This is a genomic window from Caballeronia mineralivorans PML1(12) (assembly GCF_001028175.1).
In the GTDB taxonomy this organism is placed as follows: Bacteria; Pseudomonadota; Gammaproteobacteria; order Burkholderiales; family Burkholderiaceae; genus Caballeronia; species Caballeronia mineralivorans.
This window is the reverse complement of record NZ_AEJF01000178.1, coordinates 1-24,133: the sequence shown is the minus strand read 5'-3', so window position 1 is coordinate 24,133 and position 24,133 is coordinate 1. Positions and strand designations below refer to the sequence as shown.

At 59.9% G+C, this 24,133-nt stretch carries 20 protein-coding genes and 1 pseudogene; 6 read left to right on the top strand and 15 right to left on the bottom strand.

The window, feature by feature from the left end:
• Positions 1-434: aspartate-alanine antiporter-like transporter (locus EOS_RS30355; protein ID WP_047895899.1), on the bottom strand; the 434-nt coding region annotated here is incomplete at its 3' end.
• 93 nt (positions 435-527) lie between these two features.
• The gene (gene aspT / locus EOS_RS30350) at positions 528-2,210 is read right to left on the bottom strand and encodes an aspartate-alanine antiporter (protein WP_047895898.1); all 1,683 of its coding nucleotides are present in this window, start codon (positions 2,208-2,210) and stop codon (positions 528-530) included.
• 609 nt (positions 2,211-2,819) lie between these two features.
• Between aspT and EOS_RS30345 the strand changes: the two genes are divergently transcribed.
• Positions 2,820-3,800, top strand: coding sequence for a LysR family transcriptional regulator (locus EOS_RS30345; RefSeq protein ID WP_047895897.1), 981 nt, complete (start codon positions 2,820-2,822; stop codon positions 3,798-3,800).
• A 43-nt stretch (positions 3,801-3,843) separates the two neighbouring features.
• Positions 3,844-4,077, top strand: a pseudogene (locus EOS_RS48350) (2-hydroxyacid dehydrogenase); the annotation flags it as partial.
• A 149-nt stretch (positions 4,078-4,226) separates the two neighbouring features.
• Here the strand turns inward: EOS_RS48350 and EOS_RS30335 are convergent.
• A complete protein-coding gene (locus EOS_RS30335; RefSeq protein WP_047895903.1) occupies positions 4,227-4,676 on the bottom strand; it encodes a hypothetical protein in 450 nt (149 codons plus the stop codon).
• 238 nt (positions 4,677-4,914) lie between these two features.
• On the opposite strand from EOS_RS30335, the gene EOS_RS30330 reads away from it, so the two are divergent.
• Positions 4,915-6,096: an MFS transporter gene (locus tag EOS_RS30330; RefSeq protein WP_047895895.1), complete on the top strand. Its 1,182-nt coding sequence runs from the start codon at positions 4,915-4,917 to the stop codon at positions 6,094-6,096.
• A gap of 34 nt (positions 6,097-6,130) precedes the next feature.
• Here EOS_RS30330 and fahA read toward each other — a convergent pair whose 3' ends face one another.
• The 5 genes from fahA to EOS_RS30305 are packed head-to-tail and all read right to left on the bottom strand — an operon-like array spanning position 6,131 to position 11,699.
• The gene (fahA, locus tag EOS_RS30325) at positions 6,131-7,456 is read right to left on the bottom strand and encodes a fumarylacetoacetase (protein WP_047895894.1); all 1,326 of its coding nucleotides are present in this window, start codon (positions 7,454-7,456) and stop codon (positions 6,131-6,133) included.
• A complete protein-coding gene (gene hmgA / locus EOS_RS30320; RefSeq protein WP_047895893.1) occupies positions 7,453-8,805 on the bottom strand; it encodes a homogentisate 1,2-dioxygenase in 1,353 nt (450 codons plus the stop codon). Before hmgA ends, fahA begins: the two co-directional genes overlap by 4 nt.
• A 21-nt stretch (positions 8,806-8,826) precedes the next feature.
• Positions 8,827-9,036: a DUF2783 domain-containing protein gene (locus tag EOS_RS30315; RefSeq protein WP_087882017.1), complete on the bottom strand. Its 210-nt coding sequence runs from the start codon at positions 9,034-9,036 to the stop codon at positions 8,827-8,829.
• Between the two features lie 11 nt (positions 9,037-9,047).
• On the bottom strand, positions 9,048-10,724 hold the full coding sequence (locus EOS_RS30310) for an FAD-dependent oxidoreductase (RefSeq protein ID WP_047895901.1): 1,677 nt from the start codon (positions 10,722-10,724) through the stop codon (positions 9,048-9,050).
• Between the two features lie 18 nt (positions 10,725-10,742).
• Positions 10,743-11,699 carry an MBL fold metallo-hydrolase gene (locus EOS_RS30305; RefSeq protein WP_047895892.1) on the bottom strand — a complete coding sequence of 319 codons (957 nt, stop codon included), beginning with the start codon at positions 11,697-11,699 and terminating at the stop codon, positions 10,743-10,745.
• Between the two features lie 186 nt (positions 11,700-11,885).
• Here EOS_RS30305 and EOS_RS30300 point away from each other — a divergent pair, with 186 nt between their 5' ends.
• Positions 11,886-12,713, top strand: coding sequence for an EAL domain-containing protein (locus EOS_RS30300; protein ID WP_047895891.1), 828 nt, complete (start codon positions 11,886-11,888; stop codon positions 12,711-12,713).
• 6 nt (positions 12,714-12,719) lie between these two features.
• On the opposite strand, the gene EOS_RS30295 is transcribed toward EOS_RS30300, so the two are convergent.
• The 7 genes from EOS_RS30295 to EOS_RS30265 all read right to left on the bottom strand — a co-directional run bounded on the left by EOS_RS30295 (position 12,720) and on the right by EOS_RS30265 (position 20,881).
• Positions 12,720-13,457, bottom strand: coding sequence for an SDR family oxidoreductase (locus EOS_RS30295; protein WP_047895890.1), 738 nt, complete (start codon positions 13,455-13,457; stop codon positions 12,720-12,722).
• Positions 13,458-13,460: 3 nt separating this feature from the next.
• Positions 13,461-15,005, bottom strand: coding sequence for an FGGY-family carbohydrate kinase (locus EOS_RS30290; RefSeq protein ID WP_047895889.1), 1,545 nt, complete (start codon positions 15,003-15,005; stop codon positions 13,461-13,463).
• A gap of 67 nt (positions 15,006-15,072) precedes the next feature.
• Positions 15,073-16,158, bottom strand: a complete 1,086-nt coding sequence (locus EOS_RS30285) for an alcohol dehydrogenase catalytic domain-containing protein (protein ID WP_047895888.1) — start codon at positions 16,156-16,158, stop codon at positions 15,073-15,075.
• An 89-nt stretch (positions 16,159-16,247) separates the two neighbouring features.
• Positions 16,248-17,237 (bottom strand): ABC transporter permease, encoded by a 990-nt coding sequence (locus EOS_RS30280; RefSeq protein ID WP_235443013.1) that lies wholly within the window; start codon positions 17,235-17,237, stop codon positions 16,248-16,250.
• A 7-nt stretch (positions 17,238-17,244) separates the two neighbouring features.
• Positions 17,245-18,771, bottom strand: coding sequence for a sugar ABC transporter ATP-binding protein (locus tag EOS_RS30275; RefSeq protein WP_047895886.1), 1,527 nt, complete (start codon positions 18,769-18,771; stop codon positions 17,245-17,247).
• A gap of 39 nt (positions 18,772-18,810) precedes the next feature.
• Positions 18,811-19,671, bottom strand: a complete 861-nt coding sequence (locus tag EOS_RS30270) for a substrate-binding domain-containing protein (protein ID WP_235443012.1) — start codon at positions 19,669-19,671, stop codon at positions 18,811-18,813.
• Positions 19,672-19,876: 205 nt separating this feature from the next.
• Entirely contained in the window at positions 19,877-20,881 is a 1,005-nt protein-coding gene (locus tag EOS_RS30265) for an AraC family transcriptional regulator (RefSeq protein WP_082163566.1), read from the bottom strand.
• A gap of 423 nt (positions 20,882-21,304) precedes the next feature.
• Between EOS_RS30265 and dalD the strand changes: the two genes are divergently transcribed.
• Both dalD and xylB read left to right on the top strand, forming a co-directional pair.
• Positions 21,305-22,696: a D-arabinitol 4-dehydrogenase gene (gene dalD, locus EOS_RS30260; protein WP_047895884.1), complete on the top strand. Its 1,392-nt coding sequence runs from the start codon at positions 21,305-21,307 to the stop codon at positions 22,694-22,696.
• 122 nt (positions 22,697-22,818) lie between these two features.
• On the top strand, positions 22,819-24,133 hold a 1,315-nt coding region (xylB, locus tag EOS_RS30255; RefSeq protein ID WP_047895883.1), incomplete at its 3' end, for a xylulokinase.

Sequence of the window (24,133 nt, the reverse complement as noted above, 5' to 3'; positions counted from 1 at the left end):
CCGAGCCGCGCGATGGCATCGCCCGCCGTGCCGATGATCGCGGACTGCGTCAACGCCCCGCCGGCCAGCCCCGCGGCGATGCCCTTGTTCAGGCCGAAGAGCTTCGCGCACACCAGCACCGTCGCGAGCGCCGTTACCGCGAGAAACACCGCCATAGCGATCTCACGCAGCGTCTTGCGCGACAGTGAGTTGAAAAACTGCGGTCCGGAGTCGTAGCCGACCGCGTAGATGAAGACCGCGAACATGACGGACTTGACGCCGTTATCGATCTGCACGCCAAACTGGCTGATGACCACCGCCGCCAGCAACGATCCGCCCACGCCGCCAAGCTGGAACTTACCGAAGTTGATCTGGCCGATGAAGTACCCCGCCGCGAGCGACAGGAATAGTGCGATTTCCGGTGATTTCGTAAAGACCTGGTGTATCCATTCCATAACGCCCTCGCTAGTTTCGTGTGCCCTGCCCGACCCGCTAAAAACGACGCATCCACCTGCGCGCCCATCCCGCTTTCTACGACGAAAACCTGTTCATCCCAGCTTGCCTGCGAGCCCGACGATCACGGGCCCCATCAGCGGCAGGAGCACGTTCGACAACGCGTAGGTGATCGTGTAGCCGATAACCGGGGTCGCATTGCCCGTCACCCCGACCAGCGCGCTGATCGCGGGCGTGCTGCACTGTTGCCCGGCGATTGCGCCGAGCAACATCGGCACTTCGAGTTTCAGCAGCCAGCGCCCGACCGCGAGCGACACCAGCGCCGGTCCGAGCGTGATGACCACGCCCGCCAACGGCAACGCAATGCCGTATTCGCGGATCAGGCGGATGGCGTCCGCTCCCGCCCCCAGCCCGACCGCGGCGATAAACGTGCACAGCCCGAAGTCCTTGAGCACTTGCGCGGCGGCGGAAGGCAACGAACCGATCACCGGAAAGCGCGACCGAATCCAGCCGAACAGCAGCCCCGACAGCAAACAGCCGCCGCCCGTGCCCAGCGTGATCTGCACGCCGCCGACACGCGCGCTCAAGTGCCCCACGACAATCCCTGCAATCACGCCGAGACCGAGAAACACGAAGTCGGTTTTCAACGTCCTGCTCACCACGTAGCCCAGCTTCGCCGCGCCGCGCCGCACGTCCTCGGTCGCGCCGATCAGCGTCAGTACATCGCCGCGATGCAGTTCCGTGCCCGGTAGCGCCGGGATCGTGCTGTCCAACCGCGTGACAGCCGAGATATAGACGCCGCGGCCATCGGCAGGCGTCGCGCGCGCACGCATCTGCGCCACCGTCAGGCCATGCACTTCGCGCCGCGTGAGCATGACGTCGAGGGTGTCGGCATAGATATCGGCGACGTCGCTGCCGGCGACTTCCTCGCCGATGGAAGGCAGCGCCTGCACGAGTACGGCGCGACGCCCGCCGATCACGATCCGGTCATCTTTCTTCAATACGAGATTCGGCTGCGCTTTCACGAGCGAGCGGCCGCGCATGACACGTCCGACGGTAAGTTCGTTGCCATAGCGTTTTTCGAGGGTATCGACGCTTAAATCCGCCGCAGCCGTGACGCGGACTTCACGGGCCACGAGCGAAGGGGCCGCCGGCCGCTGCCCCTCGGTCAGTGCGCTGTCGCCCCCGAGTGCACGCCACAGGCGCTCGGCTTCATCGCGCAGATTCACGCGCAGCAATAGCGGCGCGATCTGGCTGGTGAATAACACGATGGTGACGAGCCCGAACAGGTAACTCACGCTGTAGGCAGTAACGATGTTGGCCTGCAGCCGGGCGATCTCGGCAGCAGGCAGCGCGAGTTTGCCGATTGCCTCGGACGCCGTGCCGACCACGGCCGATTCCGTCGCGGCGCCGGCAAGCAAACCAGCCGCGGTGCCGCGATCGAGCTTGAAAAGCGCAACGGCACCGAGCACCAGCCCGAGTACGACGACCAATTCGACGACGGAAAGGAGGCCATAACGCCAGCCCCGTCCGATATTCGCAAAGAATTGCGGTCCGCCGGTGAAGCCCAGCGCGAAGATGAACAGGGCAAATGCGATGTTCTTCAAGTCCGGTGAAAGGCGTGCCCCGCTTTGCCCGAGAACCAGCGCAACGATCAAAGTGCCGCATACACCACCGAGTTGTATGGGTCCCAACTTGAAAGAGCCAACGAAAAAGCCGATTGCGAGACTCGCGAACAATGCAATTTCGGGTTGACTTGCGAACAAGTTCCAGATCATGAAATTATCGCCTCTATTGATTATTTAAACGTAACGATCAAGCGGCCTGGAATGACCAAAATTAAAAATTCGATTAATTATCACAGCAATTCCGCAGTCGTTGAATATTGAACCTCTTGCATGTCAGTTTGCTGGCCGTCAAGTCGGGAGAACATGAATTCAACACCGATCTTTCATTTCCGGCATATGGCCGGCGCATTTGGTCTCAATAAGACATCGTCATTGGCAAAATCCTTTATGGATCTTGTCTCGGCTCAACATCCTTGTTGCATGACCATGTCGGCGAATCCGGCCGGCCGTTTGCATACAATAAGACAAGTGGCTTTTCGGCCACAGCAAAAACTGAATCGTGTAACACAAGTCTTGAAACAAAAATCTTTATAAATCAGACCACCCATTCCAAAATCAGGAGAAGTGTAATTTTTCATTGCAATGATTTAGCAAATGTGAAAGTCTTGCGATTAATGCGGAATGCATACAAGAACTGAAGTAGATATTGTAATTCCGCATAGGTGTCAATACGCTTTTCGGCATCGATCAAAAAACGCTGCGTGCCCTGAGAAGCGCAATGCAGTCCACGCTGTTTTGGACACTGAGAGGTAAGAGACGATGAATCAAATTCATGCCATGCGGGTGTTCGTACGGGTATCGGAAACCGAAAGTTTTCGACGTGCAGCACAACAACTCGATGTATCAAACGCGCTCGTTACTCGCGCTATTGCAATGCTGGAGGCGCATTTACGCACCCGGTTAATCAATCGCACCACTCGTAACCTCTCACTAACAGAAGCCGGTACCCGTTATCTCGAAGGATGCCGCGCATTGCTCGAAGAACTGGATCATCTCGAGTCAATGGTGGCGCATACGGAAGGCGACCCCAGCGGCACATTGCGTGTGGTGGCATCCGGATCGCTTTCGCTGATGGCGCTGACGCCGCTTATCGACGGCTTCCGGCAGGTATATCCAAAGGTGAACGTCCGGCTGACGTTATCCGAGCGTCATGTGGATCTGGTGGAGGACGGATTCGACGTCGGTATTGTGACGGCATTCATGGTGTCGAGCACGGCGCTGGTCGAACGCCCAGTCGCCACCAACACGCTGATTCCCGTCGCCACGCCCGCTTATCTTGAAGAACACGGTTCGCCCAGCTCACCGGCCGACTTGCTGCACCACGCGTTCGTGGCGCTGCCCAGCGAAATGCGCAGTGCAACCTGGCACTTCCGGCATCGCACCAACGGCAGCGCCGACCAGGTCACGCTCGCGCCGGTCTATACGGTCAACAGCGCATTGATGGTGCGGCTCGGCACGCTTGCGCACATGGGCATTTCGATCATCCCGGAAGGTATTGTCGCAGCGGATCTGGAAGACGGCTCGCTGGTACGCGTGCTAGGCGATTATGCTATCGACGATCCGGACGTGAAGGTGTCTATTGTCTATCCGGGACGACAGTATCTGCCGGCCAAGACGCGCGCGTTCATTGACTACACGCTCGAACATATGGGTCCGGGCGCAGAAGTCGGATTGCCGCAGCCGGAAAGCGTTCTCGCGCGGCTTTCCATGGTACCGCCGGCCAGCGCCGTGGCTAACTAACTGACCGGCTTTTCCAGGCTGGCAGGGAGATCGTTCGATGTCGATTCATGTGATCGTCTTCAGCAGCCGGCAATATGATCGCGACGCCTTTACGGAGGCAAACGCGGCGTTTGGTTACACCCTGCAGTTCCAGGAATCGCAGCTCGACGCACAGACGGCCATTCTTGCTCACGGTTGTGCGGTGGTATGCCCGTTCGTGAACGACATTCTCGACGAAGCCGTCCTGCAGACGCTTCGTAAAGGCGGCACGCAGCTCGTGGCGCTGCGCTCAGCGGGCGTGACGGCTCCCCACTTCCCAGGCGATAAATCGGCCGTGCTGATAATCAACTTATTCTTCATACAATTAATCCTGCAACGGTATTGCGGTGCCGTTGAGGCAGGATGGCATGGCATTTGCCATGGTGAGCGGGTGGTACCCGTACGGATTCAGTGATAAATCATCTTCGATGACACCAGTTTCGTCAGCGTCCCGCGCTGGAACCTGAACCAGCCATCGGCGCTTTTAAGCACGACTTCATCGCCTTGCCAGAACACGCCGGTCAGCTTCATCCGCCTTCCTATGCGTTCGACCGCGGGCGGCCGTTTGCTGAAATCGTAGAACACGAGTTCCGGAGCCCCGCTATCGAATGCTTCGACAATCATTCGCGCGCCCGACGCCTCGTCGAAATGCGCGATACGACCCGCGTTTAGCCGGTCGAACGGCTTGCCATCGATTTGCGCTTCGAAACCATTCCCTTGCTGAACGAATAAAACGCTGCCGCCAATGGTCCGGATCGGGCCGGCACTGGCATCGGCCTCCTGGGCGAACGCCCTCACAGTCGCAAATACCAGCAGCGCAGCAACGATCAACGGGCAAATACGCCGAAGTGCAGTCATGAACATCCTTGTTGAAAAGCAAGAACCCGCAACCTAGTCCGCCCGGTGGCGAAAAGCAACAGATCGGCTCGCAGAAGCGCCGAAAAATCCAACTCGTTGAATCAACTGCACAAATCTCAGGGTTTTCACCAAGCAAACCCAAAAACGTTCGGTACAATTTGATCCCTTCAGCTCGCCCGAGCCTGCGTTCTTCACCCCGATAACGCGCGACCGGCAAGCATCAGTCACCGCTTACCCCATGCCTCTGCCCCTTCTCGCCCTCGCCATTGCCGCGTTCGGCATCGGCACGACCGAATTCGTCATCATGGGCTTGTTGCCCAACGTCGCGCGGGATCTCGGGGTATCGATACCCGCCGCCGGCATGCTCGTGTCCGGTTATGCGCTCGGCGTGACTATCGGTGCGCCGATTCTGGCTATCGTCACCGCGAAAATGCCGCGCAAGAAAGCGCTGATGAGCCTGATGGGTGTCTTTATCGTCGGCAATATGCTGTGTGCGATTGCACCGGGGTATTGGGTCCTGATGGGCGCGCGTATTGTGACCGCGTTCTGTCACGGCGCGTTCTTTGGCATCGGCTCGGTCGTTGCGGCGGATCTGGTCGCGCCTAACCGCCGCGCGCAAGCCATTGCGTTGATGTTCACCGGCCTCACGCTCGCGAACGTGCTCGGCGTGCCGCTTGGCACCGCACTCGGTCAGGCCGCAGGATGGCGCGCCACGTTCTGGGTGGTGACACTGATCGGTTTGGCCGCCGCCGGCGCGCTGGCTGTGTGCTTGCCAAAGCACATCGAGATGCGGGAATCGAGCATATTGCGCGAGTTCAACGTGCTTAAGAATCCGCAAGTGCTGATAGTGCTGGGCATTAGCGTGCTGGCATCGGCGAGTCTTTTTTCCGTGTTCACCTACATCACGCCGATTCTCGAAGACGTCACCGGCTTTTCACCGCACGCGGTCACGCTCGTACTACTGCTGTTCGGCCTCGGGCTGACGGTGGGCAGCACGCTTGGCGGCAAGCTCGCGGACTGGAAGCTGTTGCGCTCGCTGCTGACGCTCCTTGTGTCGATCGTCATGGTCCAGACCCTCTTCGCCGCGACCATGCATTCCCCCATTCCCGCGATGATCACGATCTTCATCTGGGGCGTGCTCGCGTTTGCCATCGTGCCGCCACTGCAGATGCTGATCGTGAACCGCGCAAGCGATGCGCCGAACCTCGCGTCCACGCTGAATCAGGGCGCATTCAATCTCGGCAACGCGACGGGCGCGTGGCTTGGCGGCATGGCGATCGGCGCGGGTGCGTCGCTTGGCACGTTACCGTGGGTGGGTGTGCTGATGGCGTGCGGCGCATTCGGGTTGACCTTGCTGTCGGCGTCGCTGGATCGGCGGGCACGGCGGGCACGGCGGGCAAGTATCGGGCAGGCGGCTTAGCAGGTGCCTGCGGGGTCGTGCTACGCCGCCTGCTCTACTCCGCCACGCCACGCGCAGGCAAAATCACGCCCTTGCACTCGCCGAATCCCACGCGATACCCCTCGCCCTGACACCATCCGGCGAGCGTCAGCTCATCCCCGTCCTCAATAAACCTGCGCTCACCGCCGCCTTTGAGCGCGATCGGGCGCTGTCCGTTCCACGTCATTTCAAGCAGGCTGCCGCATGAGTCTGGTGTTGCGCCGCTGATCGTGCCGGAGCCCATCAGATCGCCCACGCGCGTATTGCAGCCCGCCACCGTGTGATGCGCGAGTTGCTGCGCCATCGACCAGTACATCAGCTTGAAGTTAGTCCGCGTGAGCTTCGTCGCCGATTCGGCCAGCGCGGGCCGAAGATGCACCTCGAGTTCAATATCGAATGCATGATTGCCGGCGTGGCGCAAATACGGAAGCGGCTCCGGGTCTTGCTTCGGCGTGGCCGTACGGAACGGTTCGAGCGCATCGAGCGTGACGATCCACGGTGAGATGGTGCTCGCGAAACCCTTCGCGTTGAACGGCCCGAGCGGCACGTATTCCCATTGCTGGATATCGCGAGCGCTCCAGTCGTTGAGCAGCACCATGCCGAAGATATGCGACTCGGCGTTCTCACAGTCGATAGGTTCCCCCAGCGCATTCCCCACGCCAATGATAAACGCCGTCTCCAGTTCTATATCCAGCTTGCGGCATGCACTGAACATCGGCCGGTCTTCGCTCGGCAGCTTGATCTGGCCGCTCGGCCGCCGCACCGGCGTGCCGCTCACGATCACCGATGAAGCCCGCCCGTTGTAACCAATCGGCATCTCGGACCAGTTCGGCAGCAGCGCGTTCTTGGGATCGCGGAACATCGAACCGACGTTCGTCGCGTGCTCCTTCGATGAATAAAAGTCCGTGTAACCGGGGATATCGATGGGCAGATGCAGCGTCGCACTCGCCCTTGGCACCAACGCACGCGAGCGCAGCGCGGTATCGTTTTTCAGCGTGTCGCAATCGGCTGCGAGCAGCGTACTCAACTGAATACGCACATGCCGCCAGACAACGCGTCCCAACGCGATAAACGCGTTCAGTGTCGGCCGCGCGAACACGGGTTCGCATTCGATCAGCCGTGCGCGATGCACAACCGCGAGGTCGAGAATCCAGTCACCGATCGCTACGCCCGCGCGTGGCAGCGGATTGACTTCATCGGTGAAGATGCCAAACGGCAGGTTCTGGATCGGGAAGTCGCCGGCGGGGTCGTTAGCCGATTCGATCCAGCTTTTCAGCGATGGATCACGCGTCGCTTCGAGCGCTGGATTAGCTTCGTTGTTCGGACCGGCTGAAAAACTCATCGTTGCTCCGGGTTGAAATGTTTGGTCAGCCCCTGCCAGCACTCGTAGTAATGCGCCTGCAGCTGCGCGGTTTCCAGGGCGAAGCGGGTCGGCTTGATCAGCGTACGGGTTTCGAACATGAACGCCATGGTGTCGGCTACTTTCACGGGCTTCGATGTATCGGCGTTCGATGCCTTCTCGAAGGTCCCCGCGTCCGGCCCATGTCCCGACATGCAGTTATGCAGGCTCGAACCTCCCGGCATGAACCCCTCGGACTTCGCGTCGTACACGCCATGCACGAGACCCATGAACTCGCTCGCGACGTTGCGATGAAACCAGGGCGGCCGGAACGTATCCTCGTTCGCGAGCCAACGCGTCGGGAAAATCACGAAGTCGATGTCATCCACACCCGGCGTATCCGTCTGCGATTGCAGTACGAGAAAGATCGACGGATCGGGATGATCGAAGCTGATTGAACCGATGGTGTTAAAGAGCCGCAGATCATATTTGTACGGTGCGTAGTTGCCGTGCCAGGCGACCACGTCCAGCGGCGAATGGCCGATATCCGCGCGCCACAGCACGCCGTTCATCTTCGCGACGAGTTCGAATGCACCCTCGCGGTCTTCATAGGCCGCGTGAGGTGTGAGGAAATCACGCGGGTTGGCGAGGCCGTTTGAACCGATGGGCCCAAGGTCCGGCAACCTTAATAAGGCGCCGAAGTTCTCGCAAATGTAGCCGCGCGCGGTGTTGTCCGGCAGCGTGACGGAGAAGCGCACGCCGCGCGGAATGACGGCGATTTCGAGCGGTTCTATGTCGAGCCGGCCAAGTTCCGTTGCAATCGATAAGCGCCCTTCCTGCGGCACGATCAGCAACTCGCCATCGGCGCTGTAGAAAAAGCGCTCCTGCATCGAACGGTTAGCGGCGTAGAGATGGATCGCGCAGCCGTGCATGGATTCAGCCGCGCCGTTGCCGGCCATCGTCACCCAGCTATCGATAAAATCCGTGGGCGCGTCGGGCATCGGCAGCGGGTCCCAACGCAGTTGGTTAGGCGGCGTGGGCGGCACCTCGGCAAAGTTCGCGACGAGCTTTGTGCGCAGGCTATCTCCTTCGATCTGAGTGAACGGTTGATGCACCGCCGCCGGCCGTATCCGATACAACCACGAGCGCCGGTTATGTCCTCGCGGCGCGGTGAACGCCGTGCCCGACAGCTGCTCGGCATAGAGACCGTAGTTCACGCGCTGCGGCGAATTGCGGCCGAGCGGCAGCGCGCCGGGCAATGCTTCGGTGGCAAAGTCGGCAGCGAAACCCGATTGATAGTGGCGGCTCGTGTCGGTGTGGCTCGCGAATGCGCCGGGCGATTCTGGTTTCATGGCTTGTCCTTTTCTACAATTTCATGCGCGCGCAGCGATAGTCGCGACACCGCTGCGCGCCAGCGACATCGCTTCGCGCAGCACGTTCATATCGCCGATCTGGTTCGACAGCAGCAAGATCAGCTTCGCGTTCACCAGTTGGCTTTCATCGTTGCCAAGATCGCGATGCATATCGATCAGCGCTTCATAGAAGGCATCGGGATCGGCGAGGCGCAAGGTGGTATCGAGCATGGCGGGCCTCATCATGCGGACTGGGTTTCGTTGAGCGTGCACGTCGCGCGGGCGAGCGCTTCGCGCACGGCGTGTGGATCGAGGGAGCGGGCACGCATCGCGATGTGCTGATCGGGGCGCAAGAGATAGAACGTGCCGGGGCGTGCATCGAAGCGTTCGGCCAGCAGGCCCTTCACGTCCTCTAGGACATCGATTCCATGGCGCGTTTGAATATCGGAACCGGCAGGCACAACCAACACAAGCTTCGTCTGCGGATGCAGATGCTGCAGCGTGGTGAGCGCATCGAAGGATTCACCAAACAGCACGCCCGCAAACGACGACCCCACCTGCTGCAAGAACCACCCCTCATGTCCATCACGTCCATTAACCAACACAGGCGCATCCGCAACCACTGCGCCCGGCACGAGCGCGCAATCGAAGACATCGCGATCCGGCGTGCTCAGCGGCGAGTCGTGCAAGACCGAAGCCGTCGATAACCTTCCACTATTCACGATCCGCCGCGCGAACGCACAATCCTTCGCGAGCCGCAAAGCGGCATCGCGGAACACGCGCGATACCTCGCTCTTCGGCGTGATGAAATCGGTTGAACGCGTGGAGTGGCGGATGTTTTCATCGGCGGCGGCTTCGCGTTCGCTCGCATAGCTGTGGAGCAAGGCATCGGGCGCGATGCCGTCAATGACCAGCTTCAATTTCCAGCCAAGATTGTCCGCGTCCTGCACGCCGCTGTTCGCGCCGCGCGCGCCGAACGGCGACACGCCATGCGCCGAATCGCCCGCGAACAGCACGCGGCCGTGACGAAATTTATCCATGCGCTGGCATCGAAACGTGTAGACGCTCACCCATTCCAGTTCGAATTCCACATCCGGTCCGAGCAACGCCCGTACGCGCGGAATCACGCGCTCGGGGGTCTTCTCAGCGACCGGATCAGCGTCCCATCCCAACTGGAAATCGATACGCCACACGTTGTCCGGCTGTCGATGCAACAACACCGATTGATTCGGATGAAACGGCGGATCGAACCAGAACCAGCGCTCGGTGGGAAAGTCGGCTTTCATACGCACATCGGCGATTAGAAACCGATCCTTGAAGGTGCGGCCGTGGGTGTCGAGATGCATCAACGCGCGCACGGGACTGCGCGCGCCGTCGGCCGCGACCACGTAACGGGCGCGCAGGGTGTACGGACCGTCAGGCGTCTCGATCTGCAGCGACACGCATTCATCCGACTGCGTAATCCCCGTGACCAAGTTGCGCCAGCGGGCATCGAGCAAAGGCAACTCGCGCGCCCGCTCCGCCAGATACCCTTCGACGTAGTACTGCTGCAGATTGATGAACGCGGGCCTTGCATGATCCGCTTCGGGCAACAGATCGAACGCGTAGAGCAGCTCGTTTTGCAGAAACACCTTGCCTACCTTCCAGCTCACGCCTTTCGCGACCATAGGGTCGCCGCAGCCGAGCCGATCGAAGATCTCCAGTGTGCGTTTCGCAAAACAAATAGCGCGCGATCCCGACGACAACGTGTGGTCATCGTCGAGCAGCACGACCGGCGTGCCCTGCTGCGCGAGGTCGATCGCGGTTGCAAGACCCACCGGCCCGGCGCCAATCACCACGACCGGATGGAGCTGCCCGTCGCCGCTTTGATCCGGCGAGCGCCGATAGTCGAACGTGAGCGTCTGAAAGTCGATAGCCATGATCGTTTCCGTGCCCATTCAACTTTCGAGTGTTTCCCACATTTCCTTGTCGCGCTGGGCAGTCCAGATGCGCGGATCGCGATATTGCGTAGCTTCGTCGAAGGCGCGGGTGACGTCGAACGGCATGCAGTGATCGAAGATGACCCAGTCGCCGAACTTCGGCTTGAGCGCTGCATACGTGAGCTTGTAAATCTCGTTCAGATCCTTGCCGGCCGCCGCGCCCAGTTTCACCTGATTGAACAGTTCGCTCACAAAAGCCCGCGTTCCCGCGATACCGTCCGCCACCTGATGCGAAGTCTTCAGCGCCGCCCCGCGGCCCGGCACGAGCTTCTCGGGATTAAAGGCCGCGAGCGCATCGAGCGTTGCCGGCCAGTCCTGGTAATACGCATCGCCGCAATAAGGCGTCGCGCCGTATTCGACCAGATCGCCGGACAGCATCACCTTGTCTTGCGGCAACCAGAGCACCGTGTCGCCCTTGGTATGGCCCCGGCCAAGCTGCATGATCTTTACTTCGAGCTTGCCGAGCCAGAGCGTCATCTCACCTTTGAAGGTGAGTGTCGGCCAAGTCAGCCCGGGCACCGATTCGACCGCATTGAAAAGCCTCGGAAACCGCTCGATCTCGCTCTTCATGTCCTGCTCGCCGCGCTCGACGATCAGATCGTACGTGTCCTGGCTCGCGATGATCTGCTGCGCGCCATACGCCGACGCGCCGAGCACGCGCACGGCGTGATAGTGCGTGAGCAGGATGTACTTGATGGGTTTGTCGGTGACTTCGCGGATCCGGCGAATCACGTCCTGTGCCATGACGGGCGTGGCTTGCGTGTCGGCCACGAGCACCGCGTCGTCCCCGATCACGATGCCCGTATTCGGATCGCCCTCCGCCGTGTACGCGTATGCGTGCTCGGAAAGACGCTCGAACGTCACCTTCTTTTCCGCCAGATCAGCCTGCGACGCAAATTTCTTCTCACCAGCCATAAGAGTCTCCTGAAAGATCATCACATCAATTACGAATAGTAAAACGAATTACGATAAGTGAAACTATTGTTAACCCTATGCATAAGCGGTGGATGGCTTTCGGTGCATATCAATATGTGTATTTTGTGCAAGGCATCAGGCGTGGCGCTGCTACCATCGACGCTACACCGCTCACAAACCTCCTTCATGATCGCGCCAACCGTCCAGCAACTCGTCTCGCGCGCCTCCGACTACCCGTTTCCCGGCGCGCGCATTGTCATGGGCGAAGGAGCGAGCTCAGGCACGGCCATCGCGTATTACGAGGGGTTTTGCCTCGCCAGCGCCTACGAACCCATCTTCGATGTCACCACGCGCGGCTTGCCGCAGTCGCTGACGGCATCGGTGGAAAGTGCGGAGCGATTCGGCGACGAACTCGGTTTTCAGGCGCTGACGCTCACCGGCGATGGCGCGTCGTTCGATCCATTCGCACAAATGGACGATGACCCACGGCTGGTCGAACTCGACCGTCTTTCGCGCGCGTTGCATGCGTTCAATTTCTTCGGCGCGCAGCGGCCGGGTTTGTTGTTCCTGCGAGTGCATGAGCGTTTGCTCAAGAGCGTGAAGTACGACCACGGCAAGCACTTCTCTTCGGTGCTGATCGAGTTTGGGTTGAATCCGGCACGCATCGTGATTGAGTTGCCGGCGGCGGCGGTCGCGCATCGGACTTTCCTGGGTTATCTCGTGAAGAGTTACCAGCGGTACGGGTTCAAGGTCGCGGGAAATTTGCCGAACGCCGGGCAGATCATGTCGGTGTCGGATATGGCGCGGCTCGACTTCATCAAGATGGATGCAGGTGCCGCGTTGCGGGATTCAGTGGTGAAGCCGCTGGTGGGCTATGCGCATCGGCTGAAGATTCCGCTGATCTTTAGTCATGTGGCCGATGAAGCGCAGTTCGAAGCGCTTCAGCAATTCGATGTGAGTTTTGTGCAGGGGCCCGCGTTTGAAGCGCATGCGATTGGGCCCGGTGGGATTTAAGCGGGCCTACCGCGCGGTAAAACCGCCATCGACAGGCATCACGATGCCCGAGATCATCGCGGCAGCATCGCTTAACAGGAACAAGATTGGCGCGGCGACTTCGTCAGGCTCGACGAACCGGCCCAGCGGGATAGCCTTCAATGCCGGATCGCGTTTAGCGGGCTCGCTCCATGCCTTAACCGCCATCGGCGTGAGCGTGACCGTTGGGTTGACGCTGTTCACGCGAATCCCATGCGGTCCGAGTTCGAGACACAACACGCGCGTGATCGCATCGAGCGCGGACTTGGACGCGCAATACGCCAGGTGATCTTCAATGCCGACCAGCGCCGCCTGACTCGATACATTCACAATACTGCCCTTCTTCGCCGCCGCGATCATCGCGCGCGCTATCTGCTGCGCAACCAGCGCCGCGCCGCGCGCATTCACAGCCATGAGCTGATCGAAATCAGCAGCGGTGAAATCGATAGCCTTGTCCAGCGCCGTCGTGCCCGAGCAGTTGACGAGGCCATCGAAGGCGTCGAGATTTTTTAAAGCGTCCGCTATCTGCGCGGGGTCCGATACGTCGAGAACCAAAGGCTCACAGCCGGTTTCATCGGCGAGGGTTTGCAGGGCTTGTTCATTGCGCGCCGCCGCGACGACACGTGCACCCGCTGCACGCAGATGAATGACCGTCGTTCGCCCGATACCGCTCGATGCACCCGTGACCAGCACCGACTGTCCGCTGAAATCGAAATGTGTTTGCATGATTCACGATGCCTGCAAGCGATGCATGATCGGCTTCAATGCCGGATAGAGATCGACATACACACCGAAGCGCTCGGCGTATAACTTCTGGCGTTCAGCGTCAGGCTTCGCGCGTTCCACCAGCGTCACCCAGCCGCCCTCAGCGGTCTCGCGCGTAATCAGGTTCGTGCCCAGCGCCGCGAGCAATGCTGCGCCCATCGCCGCTTCGACCTCTTCTTCGATGGACCAGACCGGATAGCCCGTAACGTCCGCGATAATCTGCATCCACAAGTCGGAATGCGCTGCACCGCCGACCACGATAAGTTTGTCATCAAGCGATTGCGCGCCGCGGCGGCCAGCTTCCATGTTGTGCTTGAGCGCGAAGGCAACGCCCTCCAGTACCGCGCGATACAGCGTGGCACGCGTGTGATACAGGCTCAAGCCAACAAACGTACCGCTGGCTTTTGCATCCCACACGGGGCTGCGTTCGCCCATCAAGTAAGGCAGGAAGGCGACGCCATCGGAGCCCGCTGCTATTTTCGCCGCCGCTTCTTCCAGCAGTCTGTGCGGATCGCCATGAGACGTGGCTTTCGCAGCCTCCGTTTCCGCGTGGCAAAACTGTTCGCGATACCACGTGACCGACGCACCCGCGGTAATCGCACCACCGAAGATGTATATGTCCTGCTGCGAGTTGTAGACGTGCGGCATGCTGATCAAGCCATGACTCGCATCGACGGTCTGATTGATGTAACCCCAGCACATGCTCGTGCCGATCATCGCGACGTGATGGCCCGCGCGAGTTACGCCTGCTGCGAAGGTCGCGACGGCCGCATCGACGCCGCCCGCGATTATCGGCGTGTTGTCTTCTAACCCAAGTTCCGCGGCGCGTTCGGGCAGCAAGCCGCCCACCACCGCCGATGAATCCACGAGTCGCGAAGGCATCATCGTTTGTGGAATGCCGAGCATGGTTAGCGCTTCTTCCGACCACTTACGCTGCTCAATGTCATACACGCCGCCAATGTTGCCCGCCGAACTATGGTCCACCGCCAACTCTCCTGTCAGCTCGTGAATAATGTACGCGTTAGGCGGCAAGAAATAACGAGTCTTGTTCCAGACGTCCGGCTGATTGTTCTTCAGCCAAAGCATTTTCGTGTAGCCGTAGTAACTGTCTATGCCATTGCCTGTGATCTGCTTCAGGCGCTTGGTGTCGATGTTCCTTTCAACCCACTCCACTTCCTGAGTTGCTCTGCGGTCCATCCAGATCAGGCAGGGATATAGCGGACACATTTCCTTATCGACAGGGATGCCCGAGCCGCCGTACAAGCTGCTGATGCAAACGGCTTTGATGTCTGCCTTGGAGACGCCCTTGGCAAGCGCTTTCTCCGCACAGGCCTTGATAGTCGCCTTGACAGCATCCAGCCAGACCGATGGCCACTGCTCCGCCCACAGCGGCTTCGGTGTATCGGGATGGTATGCACTCGCATGCTGCGCGACGATCTTCCCCTCCAGGTCGACCAGCAAAGCCTTGGTACTCTGAGTGCCTATGTCAACGCCTATTACGTACGCCATCGCCTAGCTCCATGTCCCGGTATTTTCCGCTCGCGCTTAAGGCGGCGTTTCTTTTGCTCGGCCTATATTATCGCGGCTTTAGCAACACCTTGATCGAGTCCAGCGAGTCCGCGATCTTGATGGCTTCGTCCCACTCCTCAAGCGAGAAGCCATGTGTGACGATGCCCTTCGATGTCACCAAGCCACGCGCGAGTAGATCGATCGCTATCGGGTAGCAATACGGTCCCAGATGTGCCCCCCGCACGTCCAGTTCCTTCCGGTCTCCGATGATCGACCAATCCACCGTCGTATCGCTTCCGAACACTGAGAACTCAACAAAACGCCCCAGCTTGCGGATCATCTCCAGGCCCTGCGAAACGCCTATCGGCACACCGGTCGTCTCTATGTAGACGTCGCATCCATACTGGTCCGTGATCGACTTGATGATCTCGAGCGCATCGTCGTTCTTTGGATTGATCGTGATGTCCGCACCGTATTCGCGCGCCAGCGTCAGGCGCTCCTCCACCAGATCTATCACGACCAGTTTCTTCGGCGTCTTCAGATGCGCTACTTGCGTCATCATCAGACCCAATGGCCCAGCACCCGCGATCACCACCACATCGTCGAGTTGAATATCCCCACGATTCACCGTATGAATCGCACATGCCAACGGCTCTATGATCGCGGCGTCCTCAAGCGATATGCCGTCCGGGATTTTATGCACGATTGCCGTCGGCGGGATTCGCATGTATTCCGCCATGCCGCCATCTGCGACCTCGCGCTGGAAACCAAAGATGTTGTGCACCTCGCACATCCAGTATTGCCCCGACTTGCAATAGCGGCATTTTCCGCAGGGCACGATCTGCTCGGCGATCACGCGCTCGCCTGACTCAACGCCAAAATGTTCCGCCGCGCCTTCGCCCAGTTCTTCGACGTACCCAAAGAACTCGTGACCCGGAATGACCGGCGCTTTCACCCACGGGCTAGGGCCGCCCCAGAACATCTTGGCGCCCGAATGGCATTTGCAATCGCTTGCGCATATCCCGCACGCGGCTATGCGAATTACCAGTTCATTACGCCCCGCCGTCGGTCGCCGCACCTTCTCGACCCGGTAATCCTTCGGTGCGTGGCAAACAATCGCGGTCATCCTCGTTGCTTCATTTGATGTGCTCATAGTGCGCTCGTTATAGTCTTCATGGTTTCGTGGTTCCGCCTGAAAATGCCTTTAAACAAGGTGCTTTCTAGCCTGGTCCTATTCTTTACTCACTTACGGCGGCGGTCGCGGCTGATGTAAATCGCTAACAAGATGATTCCACCCTTGATCACGTTTTGCACATACGGGTTCACACCAACCATGTTCAACCCGTTGTTCAGCACGCCCAGCAATAGCGCGCCGATCAAGGTGCCGACAATCGATCCGCGTCCACCCGAGATGGATGTTCCGCCCATCACCACCGCCGCGATCGCATCGAGTTCAAATCCAACGCCTGCATTCGGCTGACCGCTCATCAAGCGCGCAGTCAATACGATGGCTGCAAGCGACGATGTCAATCCGGCAAGCCCGTACACAATCAGCTTCACGCGGGCCACTCGCACGCCAGACAATCGCGTGGCGTCTTCGTTGCCGCCGATCGCGTAGACGTATCGCCCGAATGGCATGCGTTCGAGCAACACCCAGGCAAGCAGATAGACCACGAGCATGATGACCACCGGCATCTGAACGCCGAGCACCTTGCCATTGCCAAAGAACGCGACCCAGTCGGGCAAGCCGTCGATCGGATAACCGCCCGTGTAGATCAGGGCAAGCCCGCGCGCGATGCCCATCGTCGCAAGCGTGACGATGATCGGCGGCATGCCGGCAAACGCCACGAAGATGCCGTTCGCCACACCAAAGCCGAGTCCGACGGCAATGCCGACCACGAGCGCTGCGACCGCGTTCATGCCCGATACCATCAAGCCCGCCGCCAGCGTGCCGGACAGCGCCATCACCGATCCCACCGATAAATCGATGCCACCCGTCAATATCACGCACGTCATGCCGACGGCGATGATTGCGTTGATCGACACCTGCCGCGCAATGTTCTCGATGTTCGCCGCCGACAGAAAACTATTGCTGGCGAACACCATGACGAAGCACACCACGATCAATCCGACGAACGGATAAAAGATCGTCGATCGTTTGAGGCCTGCCCAGGTGAACCGCACGGGCGAGCCTGGTGATGCGGAATCCACGGTGCCGGTTTTAGGTTCCATCGATAATTTACTCATGGCTGACTCCCTGCTCGATCGACCCGGCGCTAGCCGTCGTCGCGTGCGTCATGACTGCATTCGAGGTGATCTGCTCGCCTTCGAGAATGGCTTCTATGCGGCCTTGCCGGAACACCGCCACGCGATCGCTCATGCCTACGATTTCCGGCAGCTCCGACGAGATCATGATGATTGCGTAGCCCCGCTCGGTGAGCTCGCGCATCAGCAGATAGATTTCCGTTTTCGCACCCACGTCGATGCCGCGCGTGGGTTCATCGAAGATGAGGATGTTCGCGTGGTGGTTCAGCCAGCGCGCGATCACCACCTTCTGCTGATTGCCGCCGGACAGCGTTGAAACCTGCGTGTTCATGGTCGGCGCCTTCACGCCTACCCGCTTCATGATCGCGGCGGTCGTTCTTGCTTCGTTGCGTTGATCGATGAAAAAGCGCGCCTGACGATACTTGCCGAAGTTGTTGATCGAGATGTTCTGCCTGATCGAAAAATCAGTGATCAGGCCTTCGGTCTTGCGGCTTTCCGGAAGGATGCCGATGCCCGCATCCAGCGACGCGGCCGGGTCCGCGAGCTTCATCTCACGCCCGTTGATTTTCACCTTCTTCACATGCGCCGGATCGGCGCCGATCACCGCGAGCGCCGTCTCCGTGCGTCCCGATCCGACCAGTCCCGCGAAGCCGAGAATCTCGCCTTCGCGCAGCACGAACGCGTTGACGGGTCCGTCCTTGTCGATCTGCAGTGCCTCGACTTCGAGCACGGCTTTTGCATCGGCGCGCGGAGCGGGCTTCGGCGGGAAACTGTTCTCGATCTTGCGGCCGACCATCATCTCCACGAGGCGGCTGACGTCGGTATCAGCAACGGCTGTATCGCCTACGTATTGGCCGTCGCGCAGCACCGTGATGCGATCGCAGACTTCGAAAATCTCATCGAGATGATGCGAGATGAAGATCATCGCCACGCCCTGCGTCTTCAGCTCGCGCATGATGTCGAAGAGATGTTCCGCTTCTGACGGCGTGAGCGTGGCGGTGGGTTCATCGAGGATCAGGATGCGCGCTTCAAGCGACAGCGCCTTGCCGATTTCAATGAATTGCTGCTGCGCCACGGACAGTTCCCGAATCGGCACTGACAAGTCGATGTCCACTTTCAGCCGCGCAAAAATCGCCGCCGCCGAACGCCGCATGGCCGCACGATCCAGCAACAAACCTTTCTTCAACTCACGCCCGAGAAAGATATTCTCGACCGCGTTGAGAAACGGAATCAGGCTGAATTCCTGGAACACGATGCCAATGCCCGCCGCGACTGCATCGTGATAATCCGCGAACGCGCGGGTCTCGCCATTGAGCGTGATCGTGCCTTCGTCCGGCTGATAGATGCCGCTGAGAATTTTCATCAGCGTGGATTTGCCCGCGCCGTTTTCGCCGAGCAGCGCATGCACTTCGCCGGCGGCGACGTCGAGATGAATGCCCTGCAACGCCTTCACGCCGGGAAAGCTCTTCGTGATGTTGTCGAGTCTGAGAATGGAGTTCATCGTGGTCACCTGCCGGACCGTGCATTAGGTACAAGCCGCTTACCAGCTAAAGCCCTTGGCGTTGCTCTTGTCGATCATCTTCACGTCGATAGGAATCGCCTTCGGCACATTGGCGCCCCACTTCTTCGCGAGCGCAATCCCGATCGCAATGCGCACCTGATCGCGTGGAAACTGCGCAGACGTCTCGATGAACTTCGAGTCCGGCTTCTGCATCGCCGTGATGGCTTCGGGCGCACCGTCGACGCTCGTCAGCTTGATGTCCTTACCCGATGCTTCGATAGCCGCGAGCGCGCCCATCGAACCACCGTCGTTCACGCTGAACACGCCCTTGAGATTCGGATGCGCCTGGATCAGGTTCTCGGTGACGGTCAGCGCGGTCGCACGTTCTTGCTTGCCGTTCTGTGTATCGACGAGCTTGATGTTCGGGAACTTGGCCAACGCTGCCTTGCAGCCGCGCACGCGTTCGAGAATGGGCACAACGGGAATGCCGTCGAGGATCGCCACTTCACCCGTGCTGCCGATCGCCTTGCCCAAGTACTCGCACGACATCAAGCCCGCGTCGTAATTCTTCGATCCGACGAACGAGTCCACAGGACCGTTCGCGTTCGCATCGACGGCAACGACCACCACGCCCGCCTTCTTCGCCGAGTTCACCGCCGAGACAATGCCGGTGGAATCAGTCGGATTCACGAGCAGGATGTCGATCTTCTTCTGCAACATGTCTTCGACGTCACTCACCTGCTTGCTGACATCGTGATGTGCGTCGGTCACGAACACTTGCGCGCCGATCGACGCCGCCGCTTCGTTCAATGCCTTCTGCATGGAGACGAAATACGGGTTGTTCAGCTCCTGAAACGTCATGCCGATCTTCAGTGGCTCAGCGGCTTGAGCGGCGGTCATTGCGAGCGCCGTGGCAAAACCCAACGTGGCTAAGGCGAGTTTCTTCGGTAAAAGGAAAGCGTGCATGGCTGTCTCCATCTGTTGTTGATTCGACTTGGTTTGACTCGGGGCACTGCGTGGCAAAACTAAAACCGCCAGGACGAGTTCGTCCCACGCGGTGCTTTTGCAAGCACCGCGTTTTGCGGTCTATCGGTGAAAAGAGGCGCTAAACGATTACTTCCGGAACCCGCGCAGCGTCGGGCGGTTCGGTCGCGCTAGCAGCATTAAGCTGCTGATACGCGCGCCATCGTGACGGCGACATGTCCTTCAGCAACAGGAATTGCCGGTTGAAATTCGAGAGGTTGTTAAAGCCGACCTGATAGCAGATATCGGTGATATTGAGTTCACCAGACATCAGTAACTGACACGCGAGATTGATACGCAGCCGGTTCACGTATTGCACGAACGGCAACCCGGTATGGCGGCGAAAATATCGCGAGAACGCACTGACGCTTTGTCCCGCAAGTTCCGCGAGTTCGGTTTCGCGCAACTCCTGCGAGAGGTTCTTGCCGATATAAGACAGCACGTGATTGATGTGTGTCTCGGCATAACGCGCGGGGTCCGCACGATACGCCGCGCTCGCCAGCTTGACCGGGTCAACACTCTGCACGAGCAAGTCGAGCAGCGCCAGAAACAAGGTGATGCGCCGCACGCCCTGCGCAACCAGCATCTCGCGCATGATCGGCTCGGCGGCCGCGCCCGTTTCCGGCGTGAACAAAAGACCCCAGCACGACGCATCGAGCAAAGGTTCGACGCGCTTCAGTTCCGGGAATACGTCGATGGCGCGCGCGACAAATTCAGCATCGAATTGCAGGATCAGACAGCGTTCGTCGACATGTTCGCCCTGCGGCACGTCGCTCACCCAGTTGTGCGGCAGGTTCGGTCCCATCATCACGAGATTGCCAGGTGCGAAGTTACCGATATGGTCACCGACAAAGTACTTGCCGCTCGTTGTGGTGATGAGCTGGATCTCGTACTCGGGATGAAAATGCCAGCGCACGGTGCGGTACGGATAACCGTGCGACCAGACCTTGAACGACTCATCGCGGGGCACAGCAACCAGTTCGAGGTCCGGCTGGACGATATTGGCGCGGCGAGCGTCGGTGCGCGCCGCGCGGCAGTAACCGCACGTTCCGCACCGGCACGACGTGGCACTCAGTATGGTGTGCATCTGTCTTCCTCCTGACCCGCTTTTGTTTTTCGGCGCTCTGGACCAATCACGTCGCGCCTGCCATGACTGGAAATTATCCCTGTCACGATTTATTCACCACTGAAAATGAGACCGCCCACCGATACTTTTTTGCATTGGGGTTAGTCCGTAGCCGTTACAGAGTCAAATTTTGTGCAACGCAATAGCGTCTTAAGTCACTGCAGAGCGTCCACATAGCCGCAAAAACTCCGCGCAAAAACATAAAACCAAAATGCTGCGCAGTGCCTTGACTTTCATCGAATCGAATACGATCATTCGCTCACAGAACGAGCAAATGATCGTAGCAACGCGAATTGGCACCACCCAAACCCGCGCGCTACGACACGAGACACAGCACAGCGCCCGGCATCTTATGCGGCGCATCCAGATCAGAGGAAGGACGACATGACTACCGAAAGCCACGCAGCCGCCGACGTGATCCTGCACATCGGCGCGGGTTCTTTTCATCGTGCGCATCAGGCGTGGTATCTGCACAAGCTGATCGAGTCAGGAGACACCCGCTGGTCGCTGACGGTCGGCAATATTCGCGGCGACATGAATGCAGTTCTTGAGGCGCTGGCCGCGCAAAACGGTCTCTACACGCTGGAAACCGTCACGCCGCAGGGCGTGCGCAAGTATGAAACCATTCGCTCGATCAAGAAGGTCGTGCCGTGGGCCGCGGACCTGAACGCGCTGGTCGCGGCGGGCGCGGCGCCCGAGTGCAAAATCGTATCGTTCACGGTGACCGAGGGCGGGTATTACCTCGATGAACATCATCGGCTGGATACGGCAAATCCCGATCTCGCCGCCGATCTGAAAGGCGCGCGCACAACGATTTATGGCGCGCTTGCCGCCATTCTCGATGCTCGCATGAAGCAGAACGCGGGCAAGGTGACGCTTCAGAACTGCGACAACCTCCGTAGTAACGGCGATCGCTTCAAGGCCGGCATGCTCGAATTCCTGCAACTGCGCGGCGAAACAGCTTTGCGCGAATGGATGATCGCCAACACGTCGTGCCCGAACGCGATGGTCGATCGCATCACGCCACGCCCCACGCCCGATGTCCGCGAGCGCGTGCTCGCCGCCACCGGTTTCGACGATAAAGCCCCCGTCATGGGCGAGGCGTTTATCCAGTGGGTGATCGAGGACGAATTCATCGCGGGGCGGCCGGCCTGGGAAAAAGTCGGTGCGGAAATGGTCCACTCGGTGTTGCCGTACGAGGAAGCCAAGATCCGCATTCTCAACGCGACGCATAGCTGTATTGCGTGGGCGGGGACGCTGGTCGGGCATCAATACATTCACGAAGGCACGCAAGACGCCGATATCCGCGCGCTCGCCGATGCCTACGTCACCGAAGACGTGATTCCGTGCCTCTCGCCGAGCCCTATCGACCTCGCCAAATACCGCGATGTGGTGCTCGATCGCTTCGTCAATCCGTATATCCAGGACACAAACCAGCGCGTCGCCGCCGATGGCTTCTCGAAGATCCCCGGTTTTATCGCGCCGACTTTGCGTGAATGTTTCGCGCGCCAGGTGGATCCGAACGCCACCGCCATGTTGCCCGCGCTGTTCTTCCGCTTCCTCGAGCGCTGGCACGAAGGCAAGCTGCCGTACGCGTATCAGGACGGCGTGATGGACCCGGCCACGGCGCACGCGTTCTTTGAATCAGCCGATCCCGTGAAGGCTTTCGTCGCGGATAAATTGCTCTGGGGCAGCCTCGCCCAAAGCGCCGATCTCGAACGTGTGCTGCGCGCGGCGCTTGGCCGTGTCGATGCATGGCTCGCCAAGCGCGCCTGAGCTGCTCAAATCAAACGTCTTGACGACCGTCCGGTGTTATTGCCAATGGCGCAACACCGGCAGCGGCGCTACATTAGCGCCTCCGGTTTTCTCCGCTTCAAGCCTTCATCAAGGGTTCGTCCATGTATTTAGGCATCGATCTCGGCACCTCCGAAGTAAAAGTCCTGCTGCTCGCGAGCGACGGCAGCGTCGTCGGTACGGCAGGCACGCCGTTCACCGTATCGCGTCCGAAACCGCGCTGGTCCGAGCAAAATCCGCTCGACTGGTGGGACGGCACGCGCGCCGCCCTCTTCGCTTTACGCGATAAATTCCCGCAAGAGTTCGCGCAGGTTCGCGGTATCGGTTTGTCGGGACAGATGCACGGCGCGGTGCTGCTCGATTCCGAAGACCGCGTGTTGCGTCCCGCGATCCTCTGGAACGACATGCGCAGCGACAAGGAGTGCGACGAGCTGACGGAGCGCGCATCGGAGTTGCACCGGATTGCCGGCAATCTCGCGATGCCCGGTTTCACTGCGCCCAAACTCCTGTGGGTCAAGCACAACGAGCCCGATATTTTCCGGCGAACAGCATGCGTGCTGTTGCCGAAAGATTATTTGCGGCTGCATCTCACGGGCACCAAGGTGTCCGATCCATCGGATGCCGCCGGTACGTTATGGCTCGATGTCGCGCGCCGCGACTGGTCGGATGAACTGCTCGCCGCCTGCGATATGACCCGTGCTCAAATGCCGGCGCTGGCCGAAGGCAGCGAGCCGTCGGGCACGCTGCTGCCCGCACTTGCCCGCGAACTCGGATTACGCGATGGCGTGGTCGTCGCGGCCGGTGGCGGCGATAACGCGGCCAGCGCGGTGGGTATCGGTGCGACGGAACCGGGCGATGGTTTCCTCTCGCTGGGGACATCAGGTGTGCTGTGCGTGGTCGGCGACCGCTTCCGGCCGAATCCATCGTCGGCGGTACATGCGTTTTGTCACGCCATTCCCGATCGCTGGCATCAAATGAGCGTGGTGTTATCGGCGGCGAGTTGTCTGCGTTGGGTCTGCAAACTCACCTCCACCGACGAACCCACGCTGCTCGCTGAAATCGCCGCGCTCGATCCCGCCGCGCTCGACATCGCACCGCTGTTCCTGCCCTACCTTAGTGGCGAACGCACGCCGCACAATGACCCGTACGCGCAGGGCGTGTTCTTCGGCATGACACACGCGACCGATCGCGCGCTGCTCGGTTATGCGGTGCTCGAAGGCGTGACGCTGGCGTTGACTGATGGCCTCGATGCATTGCAAGCCGCCGGCACGGAAGTGCACGCGCTGTCGCTGCTGGGCGGCGGAGCGCGCAGCAAGTACTGGGGCCAGTTATTAGCCGATGCCCTCAACACCCGCACACGCACGCACGGCGGCGGCGAAACCGGTGCGGCGCTCGGCGCGGCACGGCTCGGCTGGCTGG

What these genes read in the sequence shown, in the direction of transcription:
- hmgA (WP_047895893.1), bottom strand. Translation starts at nt 8,805, where the DNA reads ATGAAACCAGAATCGCCCGGCGCATTCGCGAGCCACACCGACACGAGC.
- EOS_RS30315 (WP_087882017.1), bottom strand. Translation starts at nt 9,036, where the DNA reads ATGCTCGATACCACCTTGCGCCTCGCCGATCCCGATGCCTTCTATGAA.
- fahA (WP_047895894.1), bottom strand. Translation starts at nt 7,456, where the DNA reads ATGAGTTTTTCAGCCGGTCCGAACAACGAAGCTAATCCAGCGCTCGAA.
- EOS_RS30345 (WP_047895897.1), top strand. Translation starts at nt 2,820, where the DNA reads ATGAATCAAATTCATGCCATGCGGGTGTTCGTACGGGTATCGGAAACC.
- EOS_RS30330 (WP_047895895.1), top strand. Translation starts at nt 4,915, where the DNA reads ATGCCTCTGCCCCTTCTCGCCCTCGCCATTGCCGCGTTCGGCATCGGC.
- EOS_RS30300 (WP_047895891.1), top strand. Translation starts at nt 11,886, where the DNA reads ATGATCGCGCCAACCGTCCAGCAACTCGTCTCGCGCGCCTCCGACTAC.
- EOS_RS30285 (WP_047895888.1), bottom strand. Translation starts at nt 16,158, where the DNA reads ATGAGCACATCAAATGAAGCAACGAGGATGACCGCGATTGTTTGCCAC.
- EOS_RS30305 (WP_047895892.1), bottom strand. Translation starts at nt 11,699, where the DNA reads ATGGCTGGTGAGAAGAAATTTGCGTCGCAGGCTGATCTGGCGGAAAAG.
- EOS_RS30335 (WP_047895903.1), bottom strand. Translation starts at nt 4,676, where the DNA reads ATGACTGCACTTCGGCGTATTTGCCCGTTGATCGTTGCTGCGCTGCTG.
- EOS_RS30265 (WP_082163566.1), bottom strand. Translation starts at nt 20,881, where the DNA reads ATGCACACCATACTGAGTGCCACGTCGTGCCGGTGCGGAACGTGCGGT.
- EOS_RS30280 (WP_235443013.1), bottom strand. Translation starts at nt 17,237, where the DNA reads ATGGAACCTAAAACCGGCACCGTGGATTCCGCATCACCAGGCTCGCCC.
- EOS_RS30290 (WP_047895889.1), bottom strand. Translation starts at nt 15,005, where the DNA reads ATGGCGTACGTAATAGGCGTTGACATAGGCACTCAGAGTACCAAGGCT.
- EOS_RS30275 (WP_047895886.1), bottom strand. Translation starts at nt 18,771, where the DNA reads ATGAACTCCATTCTCAGACTCGACAACATCACGAAGAGCTTTCCCGGC.
- EOS_RS30310 (WP_047895901.1), bottom strand. Translation starts at nt 10,724, where the DNA reads ATGGCTATCGACTTTCAGACGCTCACGTTCGACTATCGGCGCTCGCCG.
- EOS_RS30295 (WP_047895890.1), bottom strand. Translation starts at nt 13,457, where the DNA reads ATGCAAACACATTTCGATTTCAGCGGACAGTCGGTGCTGGTCACGGGT.
- aspT (WP_047895898.1), bottom strand. Translation starts at nt 2,210, where the DNA reads ATGATCTGGAACTTGTTCGCAAGTCAACCCGAAATTGCATTGTTCGCG.
- dalD (WP_047895884.1), top strand. Translation starts at nt 21,305, where the DNA reads ATGACTACCGAAAGCCACGCAGCCGCCGACGTGATCCTGCACATCGGC.
- EOS_RS30270 (WP_235443012.1), bottom strand. Translation starts at nt 19,671, where the DNA reads ATGACCGCCGCTCAAGCCGCTGAGCCACTGAAGATCGGCATGACGTTT.